This is a genomic window from Bacillus sp. ISL-78, assembly GCF_018613455.1.
Taxonomy (GTDB): domain Bacteria; phylum Bacillota; class Bacilli; order Bacillales; family DSM-1321; genus Peribacillus; species Peribacillus frigoritolerans.
Window position 1 is genome coordinate 77,779 of record NZ_JAGGQC010000017.1, and the last position, 22,509, is coordinate 100,287.

19 protein-coding genes and 1 pseudogene are annotated in these 22,509 nt (G+C 39.2%); 8 read left to right on the plus strand and 12 right to left on the minus strand.

Annotation, left to right across the window (positions count from 1 at the left end):
- Positions 1 to 5: 5 nt before the first annotated feature.
- On the minus strand, positions 6 to 1,463 hold the full coding sequence (locus J7I96_RS17225) for a CoA-acylating methylmalonate-semialdehyde dehydrogenase (RefSeq protein ID WP_251025311.1): 1,458 nt from the start codon (positions 1,461 to 1,463) through the stop codon (positions 6 to 8).
- A gap of 222 nt (positions 1,464 to 1,685) precedes the next feature.
- Entirely contained in the window at positions 1,686 to 2,234 is a 549-nt protein-coding gene (locus J7I96_RS17230) for a GNAT family N-acetyltransferase (RefSeq protein ID WP_214772802.1), read from the minus strand.
- Between the two features lie 120 nt (positions 2,235 to 2,354).
- On the opposite strand from J7I96_RS17230, the gene J7I96_RS17235 reads away from it, so the two are divergent.
- Together J7I96_RS17235 and J7I96_RS17240 are read left to right on the plus strand one after the other, a co-directional pair.
- On the plus strand, positions 2,355 to 3,311 hold the full coding sequence (locus tag J7I96_RS17235) for a D-2-hydroxyacid dehydrogenase (RefSeq protein WP_214772801.1): 957 nt from the start codon (positions 2,355 to 2,357) through the stop codon (positions 3,309 to 3,311).
- A gap of 184 nt (positions 3,312 to 3,495) precedes the next feature.
- Positions 3,496 to 3,696: a cold-shock protein gene (locus J7I96_RS17240; protein ID WP_029714163.1), complete on the plus strand. Its 201-nt coding sequence runs from the start codon at positions 3,496 to 3,498 to the stop codon at positions 3,694 to 3,696.
- A 220-nt stretch (positions 3,697 to 3,916) separates the two neighbouring features.
- Here the strand turns inward: J7I96_RS17240 and J7I96_RS17245 are convergent, their stop codons facing one another.
- From J7I96_RS17245 to J7I96_RS17275, 7 genes are all read right to left on the minus strand, one after another.
- Positions 3,917 to 4,771, minus strand: a complete 855-nt coding sequence (locus J7I96_RS17245; protein ID WP_214923044.1) for a crotonase/enoyl-CoA hydratase family protein — start codon at positions 4,769 to 4,771, stop codon at positions 3,917 to 3,919.
- A 205-nt stretch (positions 4,772 to 4,976) separates the two neighbouring features.
- On the minus strand, positions 4,977 to 5,969 hold the full coding sequence (locus J7I96_RS17250; RefSeq protein ID WP_076369598.1) for an ABC transporter ATP-binding protein: 993 nt from the start codon (positions 5,967 to 5,969) through the stop codon (positions 4,977 to 4,979).
- A gap of 13 nt (positions 5,970 to 5,982) precedes the next feature.
- On the minus strand, positions 5,983 to 6,996 hold the full coding sequence (locus J7I96_RS17255) for an ABC transporter ATP-binding protein (protein WP_214772799.1): 1,014 nt from the start codon (positions 6,994 to 6,996) through the stop codon (positions 5,983 to 5,985).
- A 49-nt stretch (positions 6,997 to 7,045) separates the two neighbouring features.
- Entirely contained in the window at positions 7,046 to 7,975 is a 930-nt protein-coding gene (locus tag J7I96_RS17260; RefSeq protein WP_053535169.1) for an ABC transporter permease, read from the minus strand.
- Positions 7,975 to 8,904, minus strand: coding sequence for an ABC transporter permease (locus tag J7I96_RS17265; RefSeq protein ID WP_214772871.1), 930 nt, complete (start codon positions 8,902 to 8,904; stop codon positions 7,975 to 7,977). Before J7I96_RS17265 ends, J7I96_RS17260 begins: the two co-directional genes overlap by 1 nt.
- Before the next feature lie 133 nt (positions 8,905 to 9,037).
- Positions 9,038 to 10,672 carry a peptide ABC transporter substrate-binding protein gene (locus J7I96_RS17270; protein ID WP_251025310.1) on the minus strand — a complete coding sequence of 545 codons (1,635 nt, stop codon included), beginning with the start codon at positions 10,670 to 10,672 and terminating at the stop codon, positions 9,038 to 9,040.
- A 683-nt stretch (positions 10,673 to 11,355) separates the two neighbouring features.
- Positions 11,356 to 11,790 carry a DMT family transporter gene (locus tag J7I96_RS17275; protein WP_214772798.1) on the minus strand — a complete coding sequence of 145 codons (435 nt, stop codon included), beginning with the start codon at positions 11,788 to 11,790 and terminating at the stop codon, positions 11,356 to 11,358.
- Positions 11,791 to 12,071: 281 nt separating this feature from the next.
- On the opposite strand from J7I96_RS17275, the gene J7I96_RS17280 reads away from it, so the two are divergent.
- The 3 genes and pseudogenes from J7I96_RS17280 to J7I96_RS17290 all read left to right on the plus strand — a co-directional run.
- Entirely contained in the window at positions 12,072 to 12,353 is a 282-nt protein-coding gene (locus J7I96_RS17280) for a hypothetical protein (protein WP_214772797.1), read from the plus strand.
- Between the two features lie 1,233 nt (positions 12,354 to 13,586).
- On the plus strand, positions 13,587 to 14,255 hold the full coding sequence (locus J7I96_RS17285) for a DNA alkylation repair protein (protein WP_214772796.1): 669 nt from the start codon (positions 13,587 to 13,589) through the stop codon (positions 14,253 to 14,255).
- A gap of 632 nt (positions 14,256 to 14,887) precedes the next feature.
- A pseudogene (locus J7I96_RS17290) lies at positions 14,888 to 15,013 on the plus strand (IS3 family transposase); the annotation flags it as partial.
- A gap of 14 nt (positions 15,014 to 15,027) precedes the next feature.
- Here J7I96_RS17290 and J7I96_RS17295 read toward each other — a convergent pair.
- Together J7I96_RS17295 and J7I96_RS17300 are read right to left on the minus strand one after the other, a co-directional pair.
- Entirely contained in the window at positions 15,028 to 15,606 is a 579-nt protein-coding gene (locus J7I96_RS17295) for a GNAT family N-acetyltransferase (RefSeq protein ID WP_214772795.1), read from the minus strand.
- A 64-nt stretch (positions 15,607 to 15,670) separates the two neighbouring features.
- Positions 15,671 to 16,903, minus strand: coding sequence for an NAD(P)/FAD-dependent oxidoreductase (locus tag J7I96_RS17300; RefSeq protein WP_214923045.1), 1,233 nt, complete (start codon positions 16,901 to 16,903; stop codon positions 15,671 to 15,673).
- A 337-nt stretch (positions 16,904 to 17,240) separates the two neighbouring features.
- Here J7I96_RS17300 and J7I96_RS17305 point away from each other — a divergent pair, with 337 nt between their 5' ends.
- From J7I96_RS17305 to J7I96_RS17315, 3 genes are all read left to right on the plus strand, one after another.
- On the plus strand, positions 17,241 to 17,870 hold the full coding sequence (locus J7I96_RS17305) for a CAP domain-containing protein (RefSeq protein WP_214772793.1): 630 nt from the start codon (positions 17,241 to 17,243) through the stop codon (positions 17,868 to 17,870).
- A gap of 276 nt (positions 17,871 to 18,146) precedes the next feature.
- On the plus strand, positions 18,147 to 19,028 hold the full coding sequence (locus J7I96_RS17310; protein ID WP_214923047.1) for a helix-turn-helix domain-containing protein: 882 nt from the start codon (positions 18,147 to 18,149) through the stop codon (positions 19,026 to 19,028).
- 171 nt (positions 19,029 to 19,199) lie between these two features.
- Complete coding sequence (locus J7I96_RS17315; RefSeq protein ID WP_214772791.1) at positions 19,200 to 19,799, plus strand: exonuclease domain-containing protein; 600 nt, start codon at positions 19,200 to 19,202, stop codon at positions 19,797 to 19,799.
- Positions 19,800 to 19,978: 179 nt separating this feature from the next.
- Here the strand turns inward: J7I96_RS17315 and J7I96_RS17320 are convergent, their stop codons facing one another.
- Positions 19,979 to 22,375: a YhgE/Pip domain-containing protein gene (locus J7I96_RS17320; protein ID WP_311315190.1), complete on the minus strand. Its 2,397-nt coding sequence runs from the start codon at positions 22,373 to 22,375 to the stop codon at positions 19,979 to 19,981.
- Between the last annotated feature and the right edge of the window lie 134 nt (positions 22,376 to 22,509).

Sequence of the window (22,509 nt, forward strand, 5' to 3'; positions counted from 1 at the left end):
TCCTATCAGTATCTTGCCGTTAACATTTTCTTTCTCGTGTAAAATTCCACGCCGTCTTTCCCATTGGCATGAAGGTCTCCATAAAACGAACTTTTATATCCGGAAAATGGAAAGAATGCCATTGGCGCGGGTACGCCAAGGTTAATACCAAGCATCCCTGCATCAATTTCTTCGCGAAATTCCCGGATGGCTTTTGCACTATCCGTATAGAGGCAGGCACCATTGGCAAATTCGGATTGATTGGTCAATTCAATTGCTTCTTCGAGGGTATTAACTCGTACTATGGATAAGACAGGAGCAAAAATTTCATCACTCCAGATTTTCATGTTTGTTTTTACATGATCAAATAATGTCGGTCCAACGTAATAGCCTTTTTCCTGATCGCCTTCATTCCTGCCATCACGAAGGAGGACAGCCCCTTCTTTTTCCCCGATTTCAATATATTGTTCTGTTCTCTTTTTATGAGTATCACGGATTACGGGCCCCAGGAAAACGTCTTTATCCATTCCATTTCCAATCTTGATGTTATCCGCTGCAGCCTTTAATTTCTCAACGAGCGTATCTCCCACTTCTCCCACCGCAACAACCACTGACGCAGCCATGCAGCGCTCGCCTGCAGATCCGAAAGCTGCATTCGTTATGTTCGTTACCGCATTATCCAAATCTGCATCGGGCATGACGATCGAATGATTTTTCGCTCCCGATAAAGCCTGGACACGTTTTTTATTGGCAGCTGCCGTTTTGTATACATACTCTGCGACAGGCTGGGATCCCACAAATGATACCGCTTTAATGTCTTCATGTTCCAAAATCCCATTCACGACATCGTGGGCACCATGGACAATATTGACAACACCATCCGGAACACCGGCTTCTGTCAATAATTCCACGAGACGGTTGGCCAAAAGCGGTGTTCGTTCTGAAGGTTTTAAGATGAACGTATTTCCACAAGCTATTGCCAGAGGGAACATCCAACATGGCACCATCATCGGGAAATTAAACGGCGTAATTCCGGCAACGACACCCATTGGATAACGATACATGCCAGATTCAATGCCTGGGGAAATATCAGGAAGCTGACTTCCCATCATCAAGGTAGGCGCACCTGCTGCGAACTCCACGCATTCAATCCCGCGTTGAACCTCACCATATGCTTCTGTATAGCTTTTTCCATTTTCCAAAGTGACAAGCTTTGCAAGCTCATCCCAGTGTTCTATCAATAATTGCTGGTAACGGAATAAGAAGCGAGCTCTTTTTGGGACGGCGACCTTTTTCCATTCTTTATACGCCTTTTTAGCTACCTGCACCGCTTGGTTTACATCTTCCTTTGTTGAAAGGGGTACGATTGCCAATGCTTCTCCTGTTGCCGGGTTAGGCACTTGTTCATGTTTTGAAGTTGTGGAATCCACCCATTTGCCACCGATATAATTTTTCAACGTTTCTACATCATTGATAACTGTCATTAAATAAACCCTCCATTTCAACACGATTTCATAGTTTCATTATATTTTTCAAAACGAATTTTTACATTAGACGTTTTGTATAGTTTTTGATTCAATATTTGCACATATTGTTTGTTTCCGGCTTCCCAATCTCCACCATAATCAACAACAGAAATTCACGCTTTTGCAAACGATGTATATTGTTCCTTTTAATTTTCCTTTAATAAGCTGACTGCGCAGCCATCATTTTATAATGGAATATAGCTTTAGATCCTGATGCTTCCCCTTGACGAACATTCCTTTTCTAATGATTCCTTCAAAAGACATACCTGCCTTTTGCATGACTCGCTCTGAACCTGAATTTTCAACGAAGCACCTAGCTTGTATTCGAACTAGGTTCATATTTTCGAAGCCAAAGGCGATGATCTTTTGGGCTGCCTCCGTCATCAAACCACTCCCCCAATATTCTGGTGCAAGCACATATCCGATTTCTGCACTATGATGGTCAACCTGCCATGAAACAAAATCAATGGTACCAATCATCTTTCCGCTTTCCTTGTGTTCTATGCCCCATGGAGCGATTTTCTTATCCTCATAATTTTGAAGGATAAATCGGATAAAATCTTTTGTATCACTTAGGGAACGATGGGCTTCCCATGTGACGTAACGTGAAACTTCATTGTTGGATGCATAAGCGAACATGTCTTCGGCATCATTCATAGTGACTTTCCTCATGATCAATCGTTTTGATTCCAGGGCAGGCAGCTGTCCATATATCTCTTTCACGTTCATGATTACACCCCATTCCATTGATTATTAGTATTATAGCAAGATTGGTAAGCAATCGCCTTCCCAATTGAAATATTATCGCAACTTACGTATAATTCAGAAAAAATATCCAGGAGGATAATTATGCCAAAAAGAAAACTCATAATAAGCCAAAATTTGAACGAAATCTTATTACAGAAGATCCAAGAATTGATTCCCGAGTGGACTGTTATCACCGGGAGATCCCCGGAAAAATGGAGGGATCATATTGCCGATGCAGAAGTCATCGCAGGCTGGAAAGCGGAAATGTCTGTATCGATTGCTGCAAGCGATGTTAAATGGATCCAGACATGGAGTGCAGGAGTGAATGCTTTACCCCTGGACAATTTAGAACAAAAGAATGTTCAGATTACAACTGCAAACGGCGTTCATGCGTATCCCATTTCAGAGACAATTTTCGCGTTCATGCTTGCCTTAACAAGAAAAGTAGATACATATATTAAGCAACAGCAGACAAAGACCTGGCATCACGCACATATGAAGCAGGAAATTCATGAAAAGACCATCGGAATCATCGGTGTCGGTAAAATCGGAAAGGAAACCGCAAAAATTGCCAAGGCTTTTGGCATGACCGTATTAGGGATGCGCCATTCCGGTAAATCAGAAGAATTCGTCGATGAGATGTACACACAAAAACAATTGATTGATCTTCTTCCTAGGTGTGATTATATTGTCGTGACATTACCATTGACCCCAGAAACAAGGAATATGTTCGGTAAAAACGAATTCAAGTTAATGAAGCGCTCCGCATTTTTCATTAATATAGGGAGGGGAAACCTCGTCATTCAAAACGATTTGATTCAAGCGCTTAAGGACAAAGATATTGCAGGTGCTGGTCTTGATGTGTTTGAAACGGAGCCACTTCCTGAGAATAGCCCTTTATGGGAGTTGAACAATGCAATCATCACGCCGCACACATCCGGAAATACGGAATTTTACGACCAAAGGCTAATTCAGGATATTTTCATCCCGAATTTAAAGGACTATCTAAATGGTAAAACACCTTCAACAAATTTACTTGATTACAAAAAAGGGTATTAAGAATTGTTCATTTTCTGTTTACATTAATAATCTTTCCTTGTTAGCTTGCAGATTCCGACATTATCTGTTATATTTAAAAAGAATTATTTTTGTTCGGGAAGATTGATAAGTGAAAAACTTTTCGTCTAATGATTGAGCAAGGGTAGTAACACAATGTGTGGATTCACACTAGGAGGCAACAACAATGGAACAAGGTAAAGTAAAATGGTTTAACGCAGAAAAAGGATTTGGCTTCATCGAACGCGAAAACGGAGACGATGTATTCGTACATTTCTCAGCTATCCAAAGCGAAGGATTCAAATCATTAGACGAAGGTCAAGAAGTTACTTTTGAAGTTGAGCAAGGTCAACGTGGACCCCAAGCTACTAACGTTCAAAAAGCATAATTTTAAATACAATATATAACGGACCCTACTTGTAGGGTCTGTTTTTTTGATCAAAAAAACAATCATAAAAAAACCCTATTCACAGGGAATAGGGAACATGAAACAAGTTTAGTAAATGGTAAACCTAGTATAACACACTAAGAAAAGAAACCCTAATTTATCCGAAAAGTAAAAATTATCAAGCACTTCCGAAGCCCTCGATATCGATCTTACCATTCATTCATTTCTTATCCGCTTCATATGTTCGATCCGTTCCCCACGGATAAAACGGAGGCATATCCGTGCTGCTTTTCATTTTGAAATCGGCTTTCCTTTTTTTGAGAAAAGCTTCGATTCCTTCTAGTGCATCAGCTTGTTTTCCGGTCCAATGAATCATTTTCGATTCTATTTTGTGTGATTCAACAGGATGGTTCGCACCGAGCATGGACCACATTAACTGCCGGGATAGCGTCACAGAGACGGAAGACGTATTTTCCGCAATGTCTGTCGCAATCTCCATTGCTGCAGACATCAATTCGTCTGGCTCGACGATCTTGTTTACCAGCCTTCCCTCATATGCTTCACTGGGCGTAATCATCCTGCCGGTAAAAATCCATTCGGAAGCTTTGCCCATTCCGACTAGTCTAGGCAAGAACCATCCGCTGCATGCCTCCATCGTTATCCCCCGCCTTGCAAATACAAAACCCATCTTTGCATCTGTTGAAGCAATTCTAATGTCCATGGGCAAAGTCATTGTTATCCCAATCCCGACTGCCGCTCCATTAATGGCTGCTATCATTGGTTTCTTCATCTCAAAAATCCGTAATGACAACATTCCTCCTGCATCGCGATATTCAACCAAAGGAGTGTGATCCATAAACGTTTCTGCACCTTTTTCCAAATCCATCCCAGCACAAAAAGCATCCCCAGCGCCAGTTAATATGACGGCTCTTACGTCATCATTTTCATCCGCTTCATTAAAAGCGCGAATCATCTCCTCACACATCTTTTCATTGAAAGCATTCATTCTCTCTGGACGATTAAGAGTAACAATCATGACACGATCGACGATCTCACTAGTTATCGTGGAATACAATAACAGTCCCTCCTTCTCTCACAAATTGAAACATTCAACAGAATTTCATATTTACATATAATTACATTTTATATGTTTTATTTTCAGATTCCTAGTTTTTTATTTTGACATGCTGATAAATAATTTGATGATCGTTTCTATTCTAAAAATATTTTACATAAATGTGTAAAAAAAGACCAGCCGCAAAAGCAACTGGTTTTTTTGTTTACCAATATAAATGACAAGCAACGAAATGCCCTGGTTTTTGTTCTTTCCATTCAGGTACAGCACTGGAGCATATCTCCATCGCCTTAGGGCAGCGCGTCCGAAATACACAGCCGCTCGGCGGATTGATCGGGCTTGGCACATCGCCTTTAAGGACGATCCTTTCCCGTTTGATAGTCGGGTCTGGTATCGGCACTGCGGATAGCAAGGCCTGTGTGTATGGGTGTAGCGGATCTTTCGTTAAAGAATCACTGTCCGAAAGTTCCATCATTCTTCCAAGGTACATGACTAAAATGCGATCTGAAATATACTTGACCATCGATAAATCATGCGCGATGAATAAATAAGTCAATCCCATTTCTTTTTGCAGTTCTTTTAATAAGTTGACCACTTGGGCCTGTATCGAAACATCCAAGGCAGAGATCGGTTCATCACAAACGATGAATTTTGGATTTAAAGCCAATGCCCTTGCAATTCCAATACGCTGGCGCTGTCCGCCACTGAATTCATGCGGAAAACGAGTGATATGTTCCGGACTTAAACCAACCAGCTTTAATAGGTCTTCCACCCGTTTTCTTCGCTCTTTACCTTTTGATATCCCATGAATGGCAAGTGGTTCCCCAATCAATTCCTCTACCTTCATCCTTGGGTTCAAGGATGCGTAAGGATCTTGGAAAATCATTTGTATTTCACGGCGGATATGAGACATTTCCCCAGGTTTGTAATCGAAAATATTTTTCCCCTGAAAAAGAACTTCCCCATCTGTCGGTTCATATAATCGAGTGATTGTACGACCTGCAGTCGACTTACCGCAACCGCTTTCCCCAACAAGACCGACAGTTTCCCCTGGATAGATTTTGAGATCCAAACCATCTACCGCTTTCAGCGATTGAGAACCGATGGGAAAATGCTTCTTCAGATTCTTTATTTCAACAAGAGGAGAATTTTCGTTGTCTGTCTTTTCTTTTACGGCCTTATTTTTCAGTGAAACCATTGGTTCTCCTCCTTTATACGTTAGTCGGTGCTTGTACCTGTGCTGCCTTGGCCATCGGGTGGTGCAGCCAGCATGCGGCTGTCTGACCTTCTTCCACTACTTCAAGCTCCGGATCATGGTCTTTGCACACTTTCATTGCTGATTCACATCTTGGGTAAAATGGGCACCCTTTTGGCGGATCCAATAAATCAGGTGGTGATCCGATAATCGGAACCAACGGAGCCGTTTTTTCCATATCCAGCCTTGGCACCGTTTTAAGCAAACCTCTTGTATAAGGATGCTGCGGGTTTGAAAATATAGCCTCTACCGTACCCGTCTCCACAACCTTGCCTGCATACATGACGACAACCCGTTCACAAGTTTCCGCAACCACACCTAAATCATGAGTGATTAAAATGATGGAAGTATCCATTCTTCGTTGGATATCTTTCATCAGTTCCAAAATTTGCGCTTGTATCGTTACATCCAATGCAGTTGTAGGTTCATCGGCAATCAGTAATTTCGGTTCACAAGCAAGGGCCATCGCTATCATTGCCCTTTGGCGCATACCACCTGAAAACTCATGCGGATATTGCTGCATCCTTTTTTCCGGCTGTGGAATACCTACTAGTTTCAGTGTTTCCAACGCCCGTTCGTATGCATCATTTCGGGACATATTTTTATTATGCTTTAAAATGCCTTCCATGATCTGGCTGCCGATTTTTGTCGTTGGATTGAGCGAAGTCATCGGATCCTGGAAAATCATGCTGATTTCATTCCCGCGAATCCTCTGCATTTCCTTTTCACTCATTTTAAGAAGGTCTTTACCGCCAAATTTTATCGACCCTTTTCCATACTCTGCCGGGGGTGTTTCCAGTAATCTCATGATAGATTTCGCTGTAACACTTTTGCCGCATCCGGACTCCCCAACAATGGCAACGGCTTCCCCCTTTTTCACGTCAAAATTCACACCGCGAACCGCTTGCACTTTTCCTGCATAAGTATGGAAGGTGATTTGTAAATCGTTGACTTCTAATAGGTTCTCCATCATCGTCCCTCCTATTCTAGTAATATCAAATCGTTATGTTAGGGCTCATTTATTTCCGTAGTTTTGGATCTAAGGCATCCTGCAATCCGTCACCAGCCACATTGAAAGCGAACATCGTTAATGAAATCAATATTGCCGGGATTAAAAGTTGATAGAAATTCCCTACCAGAATACTTCCCAGTGCATCACTTGTCAGAGTTCCCCAGCTTGCCTGAGGTGCCGGCACTCCCAGTCCCAAAAAGCTAAGTGTCGCTTCGGCAAAAATGGCTGTAGGTACAGTCAACGTTAAATTGACAAGGATTGGTCCCATTGTATTTGGAATCATGTGTTTTCTTAAAGTCCAGCTTGTATTGGCTCCAGAGATTGTTGCAGCATGGATATATTCATTCTCTTTCAGTTGTAAAACCTGGCCCCGTACCAGTCGCGCCATCGGAATCCACCCCGTAATCGACATCGCAATGATGATCGGCAGAATACCAGGTTTTAATACGACCATCATTAAGATAACCATCAATAGGTATGGAATCGCATAGATCACCTCAGCGAAACGCATCATGATATTATCCGTGCGTCCACCGCGAATGGCAGAAATCCCGCCATAAAGGACACCAATTAAAAAGTCGATCAGCGCTGCCATCAATCCAATGAACAAGGATATCCTTGCACCGTACCAAGCTCGCGTAAATAGATCCCTTCCTGATGAATCCGTTCCAAACCAATGCTCGCTATTTGGGCTAAGATTTTTTTTCTCGAAATCTTGTCCATAATAAGTATATCCGTTAATGTACGGACCAAAAATCGCCATCAAGACCAAGAGGATTATAAGAACAAATCCAGTCATGGCCAGCTTATTTTCTTTAAATCGACGCCAGACGTCAGACCAATATGAAACTGTAGGTCTTGCTATTTTCTCAGCTTCCTTAAAGTTGCCTTCGGCGGGTTGGAACATATCTTCGGTTAAATGCACTTTATCTGCCATTATTTCTTCTCCCCCGTCACTTTAATTCTAGGATCAATCAACGTATAGGCTATATCAACGATGAATATCAATAGAATAAGCACCGCACTATACACAATTGTGGAACCAAGAATCACCGGGTAGTCCCTGTTGGATATTCCCTTTACGAACATATCTCCCATGCCCGGAATACCAAAAATACGTTCAATGATGAAGCTTCCTGTCACGATATTAGCCGTAAGGATGCCCAGAACCGTGATAATCGGCAATAACGCATTCCGAATCGCATGTTTGATTATGACACCGCTCCGTTTCAATCCTTTGGCTTTTGCTGTCAAAATGTAATCCTGCCCCATTACTTCAAGCATGCTTGTCCGCATCAGTCTAGCGATGAATGCAAGCGGCATCATGGAAAGGGCAATGGATGGTAAAATGGTATGCTGCCATGTCGCCCATGTAGCAACAGGGAATATATTCCATTTAATTGCAAAATAATTGATTAAAATAGTCGCCAGGATAAAGTTAGGAACGGAAATCCCTACGATGGCAATGATCATTGATAAATAGTCGGGCCATTTATTTCTTTTCAGTGATGCCACGACACCCAAAATGAGGCCAAAGAAGATGGCAATCACCAAAGCTTGTGCCCCTAAGTGCAATGACACCGGAAACCCCTTCATAATGTAATCATTCACGGAAATGGATGAAGATTTCAAAGAAGGACCAAAATCAAATTGAACGACTTCCAATAAATAATTCCCATATTGGGTCAACAACGGCTTGTCCAATCCATAGTGGACTTGAAGGTTTTCATAAACAGCAGGAGGCATGGCCCCTTCTTTTGCAAATGGATTTCCCGGAATCGTATGCATTATGATGAACGTTAATGTAATAACAGCCCATAAAGTAATAATCGCCCATTTAAAACGGTTTAATGTATATCTCAACATGGTAATCACCCCAATCATCGATTTTCTAAGAAGTTGAAAACGGAAATGAATTCATGAAATATTCAAATTCGCAATTGAAAAATGGGGTATGTCCTTAATCGGACATACCTCCCATTTCTCTATTATCCTTCTATTATTTTTTATCCGCGTAAATAAAGTTCGGATAAGCGTTAATTGGAGCAAAAACTCCAGTAACATTCGATTTAACCATATATGGTTTTGTATAGAAGTAAACCGGAAGGATAGGCATTTCGTCAATCATGACTTTCTCTGCTTTATGCAAAGCATCCATGCGTTCTTTTGGATCCATTGTAGATTTTGCTTCTTTTAATAAATTATCATATTCTTTGTTTGACCAACCTGCATCATTATAGGCGCCGTCCGTTTCCCAAAGCATGAATGTCATCGGGTCGACATAGTCACCAACCCATCCTGCACGGGAAATTTCAAAGTCACCAGCTTTTTCACGGTCAAGCTTAACTTGGAATTCTGCATTTTCAAGTGTCACTTCAACACCCAGGTTATCACGCCACATTCCTTGAACCGCTTCAGCAATTTTCTTGTGTGAATCTAAAGTGTTATACAAAATTGAAAACTCAGGTAATTCTTTCATGCCTTCTTCAGCAAGTCCTTCTTTTAACAATTTCTTAGCTTCAGCAACGTCTTCCTTAAATAGGTTACCTGTATTTTCCTGGAAATCTCCAGATGCATCAGGAATACCCGGAGGGACTACGCCGAAAGCAGGCTTTTGTCCGCCTTGAGCAACATTTTCGGTGATTTTTTGACGCTCGATAGCCATTGAAAGCGCTTTCCTCACTTTGGCATTATTGAAAGGTTTCACTTCTGTATTAAAGTTGTAATAGTAAACGGCAAGTTCTTTGCCCATTTTGAATTCTTTATCATCAGAATTGACCATTTGACCTTGAATATCTACTGGCAGTGGATAAGCGAGATCCAATTCGCCACTCTGATACATTTGCCATGCTGTATTCTCATCTTCAATTAGAGCAAAGTTAACTGCATCCAATTTGATTTTATCTTTATCGTAGTAATTTTCATTCTTTTCGATTTTCAGGCTTTCTTTATGTTTCCATTCCGTTAATTTGAACGGCCCGTTTGAAACGTGAGTTTTTGCATCCAAAGCCCATTTTGGATTTTCTTCCTGTACCTTTTTATCGATTGGATAGAAAGTATAGAAAGAAGTCAAGTCAAGGAAATATGGTGTAGGCTGTTCCAAAGTAACGACTAATGTATGTTCGTCTGTCGCTTTAACCCCTACATCCTCTTCTTTCCCTTTCTTACTGTTGTATGCTTCCCCGCCTTTAAGATAATAAAGTTGGTAAGCATAATCTGCAGCCGTTTCCGGTTTCAAAGCATATTTCCAAGCGTATTCGAAATCATTGGCTGTAAGTGGATCTCCATTTGACCATTTCAAACCATCTTTCAATTTGAAAGTCCAAGTTAATCCATCTTCACTGATTTCCCATGATTCTGCAGAACCAGGGACGATTTTGCCTTCTTCCGTTTTCTTTGTTAATCCCTCAAACGTATGTTCAAGGATCCATGATTCATGAGTACCTTGTGCATTTGCAGGGTGAAGCGAACCAGGTTCACTCGAATTGTTTACGTTTAATACTTTTGATCCGGATGAGTCACCCGAGCCGCCTTCTTTTTCATTCGAAGTTTCCTTCGAACCGCCGTTGCATGCCGCAAGCATAAGCATGATGGCCATAAGAAGAGCTAGCACTGAAAATTTAGACTTTTTCAAAAAATATTCCCCCTCATCTTTAATCTTTCTTAGAATATTCCCATTTAAGAGATTATCCTTCTAACACCTATTAATCTTCCGTATAGTACATATAATGATTGCGAGGAAAAGTAGAAGCATTCATTGCAGAAATTCACCTAAAACAATTAGCGAACCGTTTGCATAAATCTTAATTTCTACCTAAAAAAAGCAATTAATGCAGTTTACTAGGTAAAAAATCACCTTTTTTTACCTCGCCAAGGATACTATACCTCGAATTAAAGATGTTGAATTTTAAGTATATTACGAATAAATCAAAAAATCAATAAACCGGTGAGTACTTTTTCACAATATAGTAATTAATTGCTAATCAATTCGATCTAGATACTAGGTAAATAGAAATGATCACCTAAAAGGACTTCCGACTTCCAGGAGTTTTTACAAACACCTCAAATCAGTATTCATTTAGGTTCCCTCAACTATTCATTTCTAAATATTCTAATAATTCATATCAAGTTGATTACTGAGACAACTTCCCTAGCAAACTATCCCCTTTCAAATAATATATTTTAGCAGGATAATGCATTACTTCGTTAAAATATATAGTTCGCTATAATCAATCTCCAAATAATAGGCATTAACTATAGGGGAATAGAAATATTCCCCCATATGTACCCGTCGTTTCAAACAAAAGTGCAACTTCTTCATTTATGATTAAACAAATATAATGACACGAAAAGCAAACAAATTCCTGCCACTTTTTTCCCATCCAATGGGATGCGTACGCCTCCAAATAGACCGAAATGATCAATGACTGCCCCAATAATTATCTGGCCTGCTATAACCCCGACCATTGCCGGTGCCACTCCAATCTGAGGGACGACCAGTACGATCACTATGACATAAATAGCCCCTAAAATCCCTCCTATTAATTGCCATCTGGGTACGGAACCGATTGCGGAAATATTTCCATTTCCCGCAAACAAAACAATAAATAACAAAGCGAGTGTCCCGATTCCAAACGAAATGAAGGAAGCTTCAATGACCCCCACTTTTTTTCCTAACCCACCATTGATTTGTCCTTGTATGGCAATGGTGATTCCGCCCAGGACCGCAAGCAACGGAAATAATATCTTCACAATGATTTTGCTCCTTTTCATGTATCCGGACCGATTAATGAATTCGCATACCATTTTAACATGAAAAATATGTATATTGTCCTGTACTGATATAAAATCATCTGCAAATAAAAAAATGGCACTTTAGGCCAGCTGCAATCTTCTATACCAAACTAAAAACTTTATGATTCCTGAACACTTTGTAAGCTTAGCCAACTGGCTGACAAAATTAATAATGAAGCTGATCAAATACAAGAATCAAAAAGCAATGGTTGATTCATAATTGATGGAGGAGGACAGATATGACTAAATCACAAAATGGACGGGGTGGTAAGGGCAGACCTTCCAACTATAGTGACGAGCAGCTCAAAGAAATGGCGCTAGAGATAAAAAACAAATTCAAAGGACAAAAACTAACTTATCTTTTCTTAGAAAAGGAAACCGGAATCGGCAGAAATACGTGGAGCAGACGCATTCCTGAAACGATAGAATTAAACAAACCTGTTTCAAGGTCTATCGGAATATCTGAAAGTGATGATGTTTACTTTCCAAATATTGAACAAATCTTTGAAATAAAATGGTAAGAACAATATAATCAACGAGCTTTACTTCATTGAAACAGTTTACTTAGAGCTTTATAATGAGGCTAAAAATTTGAATGAGGAACTCAACCGAAGAAAAGATGACAGTGCCGAGTTTAAAATGAAACATGATGAGTTACGGCTATTGCGGGAACAGGTAAAACATTATGAACAATTATAAAATCAGCAAATGGTTTCAAGTGCATTCCCTCACCTGCAATCTCAAAAACCAGCATAAAGATAATTTGATAAAGTGTATAATAAAAACAGCAAACATACCACTCTTCAAAACTTGGAAGCCTTATTTGAAACCGAGGAACCTAATTCTGAGAAAAAAATTCTAACCTTTCAAACATGGAAAAAAGATTTAACAATATATTCAAAAAGGACCGTTAGGTGTGGTATTGAAACAAAGTCGTACATTTTATAAAAGTTGCACCGTTTTAATCCTTTGGATGTTGTGTAAAAAGGTTTTATTTATCGAAAAACAGTATTCCACAAACGGGCCAGATTGTGGAACAATAACCTATTATAGATTGTGAAAATTCCCACTTGAACTATGGACTGTTTAGTCTCCATATTGAAGTTATCCAGAGTCAAATGTTTAAAAATCATCTTCTCTCTTCTTATTGAGAAGGTGAGGAAAGGATAACTTATACAATGTAAAGAAAAAGTAACTGATAGTCGGGTCAATATGTCAATTGAGGTATGAAGGACAAAACAAATAATTCAAATTTGGTGTATACTTTAACTTATGGAAGATATTGGTAGTGAAAGAGTTAATCATGTTAATATTTTGACTGTTTTAGTCATAACTATCCCGATAAGTGTATTAATGCATGAAATTGGACACGGTATTGGTGTATTTCATTTCAAAGTCACATGTTCTAGGAAGCAGAAATGAAGGAAATAAAGAAAACTTGAAGTTGGAAGGCTTCATTTACAGGTACATATTGGTCCTACGCCGGATATATAGAATGGAAATTTAGATAAACGCCAGAAGGCAATAGCTTTGGCGGGAGGGCCATTTATGTCGATACTAATTGGGATTTTCTTCAGTATTATGGTTATTGTGGTGCCTCCTCGGGATTTGCATTCTTTTTTTGGGGAATAACAATTTTTAACATTTCTCAATTTGTATTAACAACCATCCCTATTACTTATCCTCGGTGGATGGCTGATATACCCGTCAAGGACATAGTATGAAACAGCGCTTTAATAAAGGAGTTGTATAAAATGGATGAAAAAAAAGATACTGAAATAAAACGCTCGTCAAAAGCAGAAAACATTCTACTTCAGATCAATAGTAAAACAAAGCTAGGCGACTTACGAAAAATCGCGAAGGACATTAAAAAAGATCACGAACTAGCTATGGAACTTTGGTCAACCGAAGAGTTTTTGCCCAGACTATTGGCAATCTTAATTATGGACAAAAAACTTCTTTCACAAGACGTGCTAAATAAGCTTGATAAGGATATGCAGACTCACTCTTATGATGAGCGAAATAACTTAATGGATTGGTTAATGGCTAATCAGCTCACCAAAGACAAGAAGAAAATTGCATTGATGGAGTCATGGGAAAATAGTCCTTCTGCTCTTCAAAGGCGAGCTTTCTGGTATTATCAAGGGCGATTGAGATGGACTGGACAAACACCGCCTGATAACACCGCAGACTTGCTATCTGCATTAGAAGCTAATATTACGCAGGAAGAACCGGAAGTTCAATGGGCTATGAATTTCACCGCAGGCTGGATAGGCGTTTATGATGAAAAGAATCGTGCACGTTGTATTAAACTTGGTGAGAAAACGGGTCTTTACAAAGATGAAATAGTAGCAAAAGGATGTACTCCCAGCTATTTGCCGGAGTTCATTACGATTGAAGTTAACAAACGACATAATAATTAGTTACCTCTGAAAAATTTATTAGGGTTTAATGCAAAAAATAAAGGAATTCAAAGCCTCAATATGAAAATTGTAATAGGTTTGGACCGAAAAATAAAGATAACAACGCGTTATGGCAGCTAGTTAGTGAAATATGCAAGGAAGATGTAAAGGATTAACCCACTTTCTCTTTATGATCTGTAGGGCGCTTATCTTTAAGAAGAACAACTTTCCAGCTGCGCAGTACAAGAATACTGCGCATTCCATTATCATTTATGAATATTAACTTTGTGAAATAATGTACTTGAAGTAAAGCGTAAGTTCAATAATGATCTTCCTCAATATGGCGCAATTGTGGAAGATCATGGAAGGAATTTAACTTCTTTCAAAGTATCACGATAACTATATAACTCTGCTTCGTTTAAAATTTGTTTTTTTTAGTTTGCTTGCAGCTGCCAATCAGCTTCCTCTCCTACTTGATCCATCTTGTATACTTATCCTCACGCGATACTTCAAAGCATTGATCTCTTCTTTCGTGCTCTCAAATGCATTTCCCAGTGTTTCATATTCCCGTATGCTTCTGCTTCTTCTTCCCTTAAATTGATTACCGCCAACTTGGCCTCTGCTGCTTTATTCTTAGCTGCAATATAGTTGAAAGTATGGAGCACTTTGAAAAGGAATCAGATGATTATTTTCAATACTATAACCACAAACGAATGAAGGTAAAATTAAAAGACCTGAGTCCGATACAATACCGAACTAAGGTCTTAGAAGCTGCTTAAATTTCTATACCAAACTAAAATCTATAAGATTCCAGAACACTTTGTTGCCTTAACTGGCAATACTCCGTATTCAACAAGGAAAATACCAGGGCATCATGCGACTGATCACGAAGGAATAGGTAACTTCTGAGGTTGCCTTCCTCTTTGAATCCAAATTTCTTCAGAAGGTTTCTGGATGCAATATTATCCTTGAAAGTTAAAGCGGCGATTCTATTTAGTCTCAATTCTTCAAAACAATAGCGCAGTACTTCATTGACAGCTTCAGACGTAAAGTGTTTCCTCCAATATTCAGGATGGATTTCATATCCTATTTCGGCGCGTTTGTTGGCTAGGCTCAATTGATGCAGGCCAACAGTACCGATGAATTTGCCTGAATCCTTTAGAATGACTCCCCACCGCATCCCTCGCTTGTTTATATAAGCACTTTTAAACGAGTCGATTAAGCGGCGGGCATCTTCTACTAGAGTTAAACTTTCCATCCCATCATATTTGGTCACTTCATCTTTAGAGAGGATTTCAAACAGACTCTCGGCATGATGGTGACCTATTTCGATTAAATGTAGCCTTTCTGTTTCCAATTCCTTAAACCACATCGAAGAATCCCTCCGTATATTCAGCTGTCTACTTAATTCTATTCATGATGAAGAGATACCTGTCTTAATGGACAATACTTTTTGAAAAATGCCTTTCCTTAACGTACAATGCCGAGTCCTCCTGTCCTCCCTTTGTAATCAAATCCCTGATGATTTGGGAAAGGATGACACTGTAAACCGTTACATTCCCGCCATAACCCAATAAGAAGTAGCAATTAGAATAGTCAGGATACATTCCTATTGTCGGTAAACCATCATGGGTCTCACAAAAAAAAGCTCCCCAATAATAATCAGCCCAAATCCGATTCTTTAATTCTGGAAACAGATTGACAAGCTGCTTTATTAATTTATCTCTTTTGTTCAAAATCATTGAATCTCTTTTCTCCAGATAACCGGTCGATTCATCAAGGCCACCAATGATAATTCGATTGTCAGGAGTTTTTCTTGCATATAAATAAGGCCGTGCCGTTTCCCAAATCATCATATTATCATGCCATTTAGCTTGATCGGCTATTTGATTTGTTGCTATGGCATATGAACTGAGAATCACTGCATTTTTATCTTTCACTTCTTCTTGGGCTTCATAACCAGTTGCGAAGATGACCGTCTGTGCATGTACCGTGTGACCCGTTTCGGTAAATAACTGGGTTTGATTCTCTTTTAGTATCTTTCCATTGATTTTTGTTTTTGCATAGACACGTACGCCTTTCGAAACTGCCTTTTCAATCAATAAATGTGCATGTTTATAAGGATTGATTTCAGCATCATTATCTGTAACCAGCGCTCCTGCTTTCGGAAACGAAAATTTCCTGTTAATCTCTTTTTCAGTATAATATTCAACAGGAAAATTGCGGGTTTTAAGATTCCTATATTCTTCTTTAAGCTTAGGAACATCCTTGGGATTGGATGCATAGTACAAGCTTTTTCTTATTTTAAAATCCGGATTTTCCTTTAAACTTGGAACAATCTCTTTCTCAAGTGTCCGAATGGCGTCCAAACAAAGCTGAACATGCCGTGTCCCAGCTTCTTCTCCAAAACTATGAATGAGGGAAGTTAATGTTTTATCATTTGAAAACTGTAAAAGTCCAGTATTCGCAACCGTACTTCCTTCACTTATATCCCTTTTATCGATCAGGACGACATTCAGACCAGTCTCTGCCAAAAAATAGGCACAGTGTGCCCCTGAAGAGCCGCTCCCTACTATACAAACATCACATGAAAGGTCTTCCTCCAACATGGGATATTTTCTCGCTTCAAATGTATCCTTCCAAAACACTTTCCCTGCCTTTAAATCCATACAAGCTCCACCCTTGGGATAATTGATTAGTTTCTTCCTTTTTAGTTCCATATAACTATATCGTTTAGATGTACTTATTATTTACCCTGACAAACAAGGACTGGAAACGTAAATTGATTCTTTTTTTCCAGAAATTCATCATTCCAATTTATCAAATAGACCTATGATTTGGATTTGCCATATCATCTGCCAAGTTACATGGACCCGTATTATGTATATTCTCATACTATCCCTTTTTCCTAGTCCTATAAAGAATGAGAATGAGCTAATTTTACACAAAACTATTTTTATAGGATACTATACTTCCAATCCAGATATTCTACTAGGAGGAATTAAAATGAAAAAGATCATCCTTTTATCAGCACTGTCACTATCACTTCTATCTCCGAAAGTTGCACTCGGAGCCAATACTTACGAGGTGGCAGAAGGAGATACCTTAACGAAAATCGCTTCTGAATATGATGTCAGCATTGACGAATTACTTAAATCGAACTCTGCTATCAACGATGCAAATCAAATTCGAATCGGACAAATCATAAATCTTCCCGAATCATCCAATACGACGGTTAATCGCAAAGAAAGTCAATCAGTTGAACGGCAGATACTTAGTTTAGTTAATGAAGAACGGGCAAAATCAGGCCTCCCTTCACTTAAAATGGATACAGCCATTTCCAACGTAGCCATTCTAAAATCTGAAGATATGCGTGATAATAATTATTTCAATCATACAAGCCCCAGTTATGGATCGCCTTTCGAAATGATGAAATCCTTTGGGATCAGATACGAGTACGCAGGGGAAAATATCGCTGCAGGTCAACCTAGTGCGGATGCAGTCATGAAATCATGGATGAACAGCCCTGGACATAAGGCCAATATCCTTAACAAGAACTATACGCACATTGGAATCGGGCATGTAACCGGAGGGAAATACGCCCACTATTGGACTCAACAATTCATTGGAAATTAAAAGCTTTAGAGGCGGCAGATTGCCGCCTCTTTTTATTTATTCTTATACTCCAAGTCAAATGATTGCTATAAGCTGTAATTATATCCCTTTCTCACTTTATATAGAAAAGACTTCATTTTAAGTTTAATCGCTTCTTCTTAATTATTTTTTAGTTGGTTGATACCCAAGGAAAACACGTATAGTAGTTATATCATACTATCTTTCAATTATCTTACTGATAAAAATTAAATTATGTTAAAATAGAATTCTAGACATAGGTACAAAGGAGCAATTGTAATGAAAATAGAGGTTGGTTCTGTTATCAACGAATTACGAATAAAACAAAATCTTACAAGAGAAGAACTGGCTAAGGATATATGTGAACCTAATGCCCTGTCAGATTATGAAAGAAGCATCACTTCTCCAACCATTGATGAATTGGCACTTTTTGCGGATAAACTTAAAGTTGACCTTCCGTATTTCTTCACTACCAAAAATGAACCGATTTATAATTACATAGAAACCATTAAACTTTTGATTAACAAATACAAACGGACACGTAATTATGAAGCAATTTATGAAATCGTCCAAAAAGAAATGGCAACTGCTCCGGAAAAATCGATATCATTTTATCAATTCTTAAAATGGCATGAAGGCATCTCTTTTTTTTATTTGTACAAGGACAAACAAAAGGCTATAAAATTATTGAATGAGGCCATGCAGATTACCATGGGTAAAAGGGTCATTCTTCATCAACAGGAAATAGAAGTTTTAAATAGTATCGGAATCATCCATTTTAAAACGAAAAATTATGAAGAAGCCATCACCATCTTCCATGAAGCACTTGAATTTATCGAGAATATTCCCCATGTGAATCAGGAAGGTACCATTATCGTGAAGATCATTCATGGATTAGCACAAACATTGACTGAACTCCATTATTATCAGGAATCATTAAATTATACCCTTAAAGGGATCAACATTTGTAATTCGATAGAATCACTATATTTATATGCTGAACTCCATCTTTTAACTGGTAAGAATCTGGTTCATCTGCAACAACCTGAAGAAGGACTGCACTATATTAAGCAATCCAAAAACATTTTCAGTCTTCAAAAAAACGAAGAATTCGTACAAATTGCCGAACATGAATTGGATAACATTTTGCACTGCGTATGAACATATGGATAAAAAAGATAGAGATTGCTTTAAAAAAGGAATCTCTATCTTTTTTTAGTGTCGTTAGTTCATTTTTACCTTTTCAAATCCTTTAAAACGATCATTACACTTTCAATAGCTCTTCCATGTCAGTTATAATAGAAGAATGTAACCCAACTGGAGGAAAAAAAATTGACTAATAGATTAGGTTTGGTACTCGACGTAGAAACAACTGGTTTACGTCCCTCTTCAGATGAAATTATCGAGCTTGCCCTTATACTCTTTACATACAGCAGTGAAACAGGGGAAATCATTAATCTTATTGATCAAGAATCATTTTTAAGGGAGCCTCTCTCCTATGGTGCAAGAAGGAATTATGATCAAGCATACAGAATTCATGGAATTCCATACAGCTCCGTAGAAGGAAAGAGTTTTCATGATGAAAAAATTAAAACCTTCATTGACCGTACCGATTCGATTTTTGCACATAATGCTTCGTTCGATAGAAGTTTTCTCTACCAAATGTATCCGGAAATCAATGATCAAAAGTGGTACTGTACGATGCGGAATGTACCTTGGAAGCAATATGGATTTGAGAATAGTAAACTCTTAACATTACTGCAGGCACATAATATCACCAATTTTCAAACACACAGGGCCATGGACGATATTTCTTACCTAATGGAGCTTATGAGAAAACCAGGTCCTTCCGGCCATCCTTATTTAAAGGAAGTCATTGCAAAAAATCCGATGAAGAAATATGCACCTGCATCCCAAAAGACAAGGGTATAGGTGTTTAATACTTACTTCATGGTTCATGCTGCACCAATGTTTTGTCACAAACAAACCATTGCCTGTATGAAAATCTAAAGATGGGGTTATTTTAGGGAAACTTTTATTTTCCTGCATTTCACTTATTACCTGATATTTATCAAAAAAACAGCGACCCATCTGGGTCGCTGTTTTTTTGATCATTGTACAGTTGCTTCTTCCTGATTTTCATTCAATGTACCTTTCATTTTCTTATACCGATAAATAAAGTAAAGAAGTGATAAGGTTAATGCCGTAACGAGGAATATCGCCAATATGGCAAGATTATGCCACATGAAGCTATAATCTCCTGTTGAGATGACAGCACGAAAAGCATTAATGGAATAAGTCATCGGTAGGAACGGTGTGAATCCTTGCAAGAAACCAGGTACTAATTCATTTGGGAATGTTCCGCCACTGCTGGTCAGTTGGAGAATCAAAATCAATAATGCTATGAACCGGCCTGGATTGTCAAAGGCTGAACCCAGGAACTGGATGATTGCCATGAATGTGCAGCTAGCAAGAATGCTTACTGCAAAAAACAGCGGCAGGCTCGTAACATCGATTCCAAGACCTAAAATTAAAATCGAGTCCACCAATATGGCTTGACAGATTCCGATGAGTGCCATGACGCCGTATTTACTAATAAACCAGCTAAATCCACTCGCAGGTTTAACAGCAGGATCTCTTAACGGGAAAATGATCGTCAGAACGATAGCCCCGATAAATAAACTCAATGAAATTAAATATGGTGCAAAACTAGTGCCATAGTTCGGTACATTATTAATTGGTAATTTATCCACTTTAACTGGGCTTGCAAACATGTCATACACTTCTTCATTGGATTTGATCTTGCCTGCTTCATTTGCCCCGTCATTCAATTCGTCATGTAATTCTGCAGATCCATCAGAAATTTTGGCGATTCCATCTTGTAACTTAATGGCTCCATTCGCCAGTTCTCCCATACCACTAGTTAGGCTGTTTGAACCTTCCTTCAATCTATCCGTTCCTGTAACCAGACCTTTCGAACCTTCGGAAAGCTGTGAGGTTCCACTTGATAATTGCTTGGAACCATCTTCAAGCTGATCAAGCCCGCTCACCAAGTTATTGCTGCCTTCCGTTAATTGTCCAAGGCCACTCTGCGCTGAATCGATACTGTCGCCAAATGTTGTCAAACCAGACACCAGTTGACCTTGGCCATTTTTCAGTTCATTCGCCCCATTGGCGAGTTTACCCTGAGCTTGCTTCAATTGCGTGAAACCGTCGCTTAACGAACTTGTGCCTTCACCTAACTGATTGGCTCCATCACTAAGGCTATTAGAGCCTTTAGCAATTTCGGTTGCACTGGCCGATAGTTTCCCAACTCCTTCAGATACTCCTTTACTACCTTCACTGATGCGTGTTAGAGAAGAAATCACTCCCTCCAAACGCGCTTTCTCTGCAGGATCATCCGTAGCTTCAGATTGTTGTTCCAATCCGGAAATAACCTCATCCAAACCTGCCGAAACTTCAGATGCCCCCGCTTTTGCTTCGTTCGATGCTGCACTCCATTCAGACAATGAACCTGAAAGCTGGGTGGCACCAGCCGCAACACCATTTGCTCCCTCAGTCAAAGCGGGCAGCTTTTCTTCTATTTGATTGAAGCCCTCTAATGACTGCTGCAATCCAGAGGCCAATTCACCAGTTCCCGCTTCAGATTTCTTGGCTCCTTGCAAAAGCTCGGATTGACCATCTTTCATTTGCCCAACACCAGAGCTGAACTGTTGTAACCCTTGATTAAGTTCCTTTGATCCGGCAGCTGCCGAACCGACCCCATTCGAAAAGGTCAATGATTTTTCAGCTAATTTTTCCAGGTTTTCATGGATTTCGACAGAACCTGAATGAAGGGAATCAATTCCTTCATCCACTTTTTTGGAACCTTCTTTAGCTGAGATAATCCCTTCACCAAGTTCACTGGTGCCGTTCTTCACTGTATCTGTTCCGTCTTTCAATTCTCCAGCCCCATCACTGGCACTTTTGAGTCCGTCAGCCACTTCGTTCAAATTATCGAACATAGACTCCGCATAGGTTTTCGTAACCGCCGACGAAACCTCCCCTTTGATTCTCTCCGAAGCTGCATCACCTATTTTAGTGGATATATAATTGAACCCTTCATTGGACGTATAAATTAAATCAAGTTTTTTCGGATTGTCCTCCTGCAAGGTAGTTGCATTCTTCGAAAAGTTTTTCGGAATTTCTATTTTCATGTAATAATCTTGATTTTCCAGGCCTTCATTGGCTTCTTTTTGACTGACGAAATGCCAATCGAAATCCTTCTTTTCCTTTAACTCCTTGACTAAATCTTTTCCTATTGTAAGTTCCGTTTCATTGAACTCCGCACCCTCATCCAAATTGACAATGGCTACAGGCAATTGGTCCACCTTACCATATGGATCCCAAAATGCCCAAAGGAACGTGCCGCTATATAATAAAGGAATCAGTATGATCCCTATTATGGAAATGAGTATCATAGGATGTTTTATTATGGCTAAAAATTCACCCTTTAAAGATTTTAACACGCCTACCAAGCCCTCCTATACGACGAATATGCCGTTTATTTAATCTATCTCGGTGAAAACGGAAGAATACAAAATTAAGTTATATTTAAAATTCTTTATCTTCACCTAGATATATATTGCTTTTTAAACAACTA

Bases quoted from the DNA above. Each gene is read 5' to 3' on its own strand.
- J7I96_RS17225 (WP_251025311.1), bottom strand. From the start codon at position 1,463: ATGACAGTTATCAATGATGTAGAAACGTTGAAAAATTATATCGGTGGC.
- J7I96_RS17230 (WP_214772802.1), bottom strand. From the start codon at position 2,234: ATGAACGTGAAAGAGATATATGGACAGCTGCCTGCCCTGGAATCAAAA.
- J7I96_RS17235 (WP_214772801.1), top strand. From the start codon at position 2,355: ATGCCAAAAAGAAAACTCATAATAAGCCAAAATTTGAACGAAATCTTA.
- J7I96_RS17240 (WP_029714163.1), top strand. From the start codon at position 3,496: ATGGAACAAGGTAAAGTAAAATGGTTTAACGCAGAAAAAGGATTTGGC.
- J7I96_RS17250 (WP_076369598.1), bottom strand. From the start codon at position 5,969: ATGGTTTCACTGAAAAATAAGGCCGTAAAAGAAAAGACAGACAACGAA.
- J7I96_RS17255 (WP_214772799.1), bottom strand. From the start codon at position 6,996: ATGGAGAACCTATTAGAAGTCAACGATTTACAAATCACCTTCCATACT.
- J7I96_RS17260 (WP_053535169.1), bottom strand. From the start codon at position 7,975: ATGGCAGATAAAGTGCATTTAACCGAAGATATGTTCCAACCCGCCGAA.
- J7I96_RS17265 (WP_214772871.1), bottom strand. From the start codon at position 8,904: ATGTTGAGATATACATTAAACCGTTTTAAATGGGCGATTATTACTTTA.
- J7I96_RS17280 (WP_214772797.1), top strand. From the start codon at position 12,072: ATGACTAAATCACAAAATGGACGGGGTGGTAAGGGCAGACCTTCCAAC.
- J7I96_RS17285 (WP_214772796.1), top strand. From the start codon at position 13,587: ATGGATGAAAAAAAAGATACTGAAATAAAACGCTCGTCAAAAGCAGAA.
- J7I96_RS17295 (WP_214772795.1), bottom strand. From the start codon at position 15,606: ATGTGGTTTAAGGAATTGGAAACAGAAAGGCTACATTTAATCGAAATA.
- J7I96_RS17300 (WP_214923045.1), bottom strand. From the start codon at position 16,903: ATGGATTTAAAGGCAGGGAAAGTGTTTTGGAAGGATACATTTGAAGCG.
- J7I96_RS17305 (WP_214772793.1), top strand. From the start codon at position 17,241: ATGAAAAAGATCATCCTTTTATCAGCACTGTCACTATCACTTCTATCT.
- J7I96_RS17310 (WP_214923047.1), top strand. From the start codon at position 18,147: ATGAAAATAGAGGTTGGTTCTGTTATCAACGAATTACGAATAAAACAA.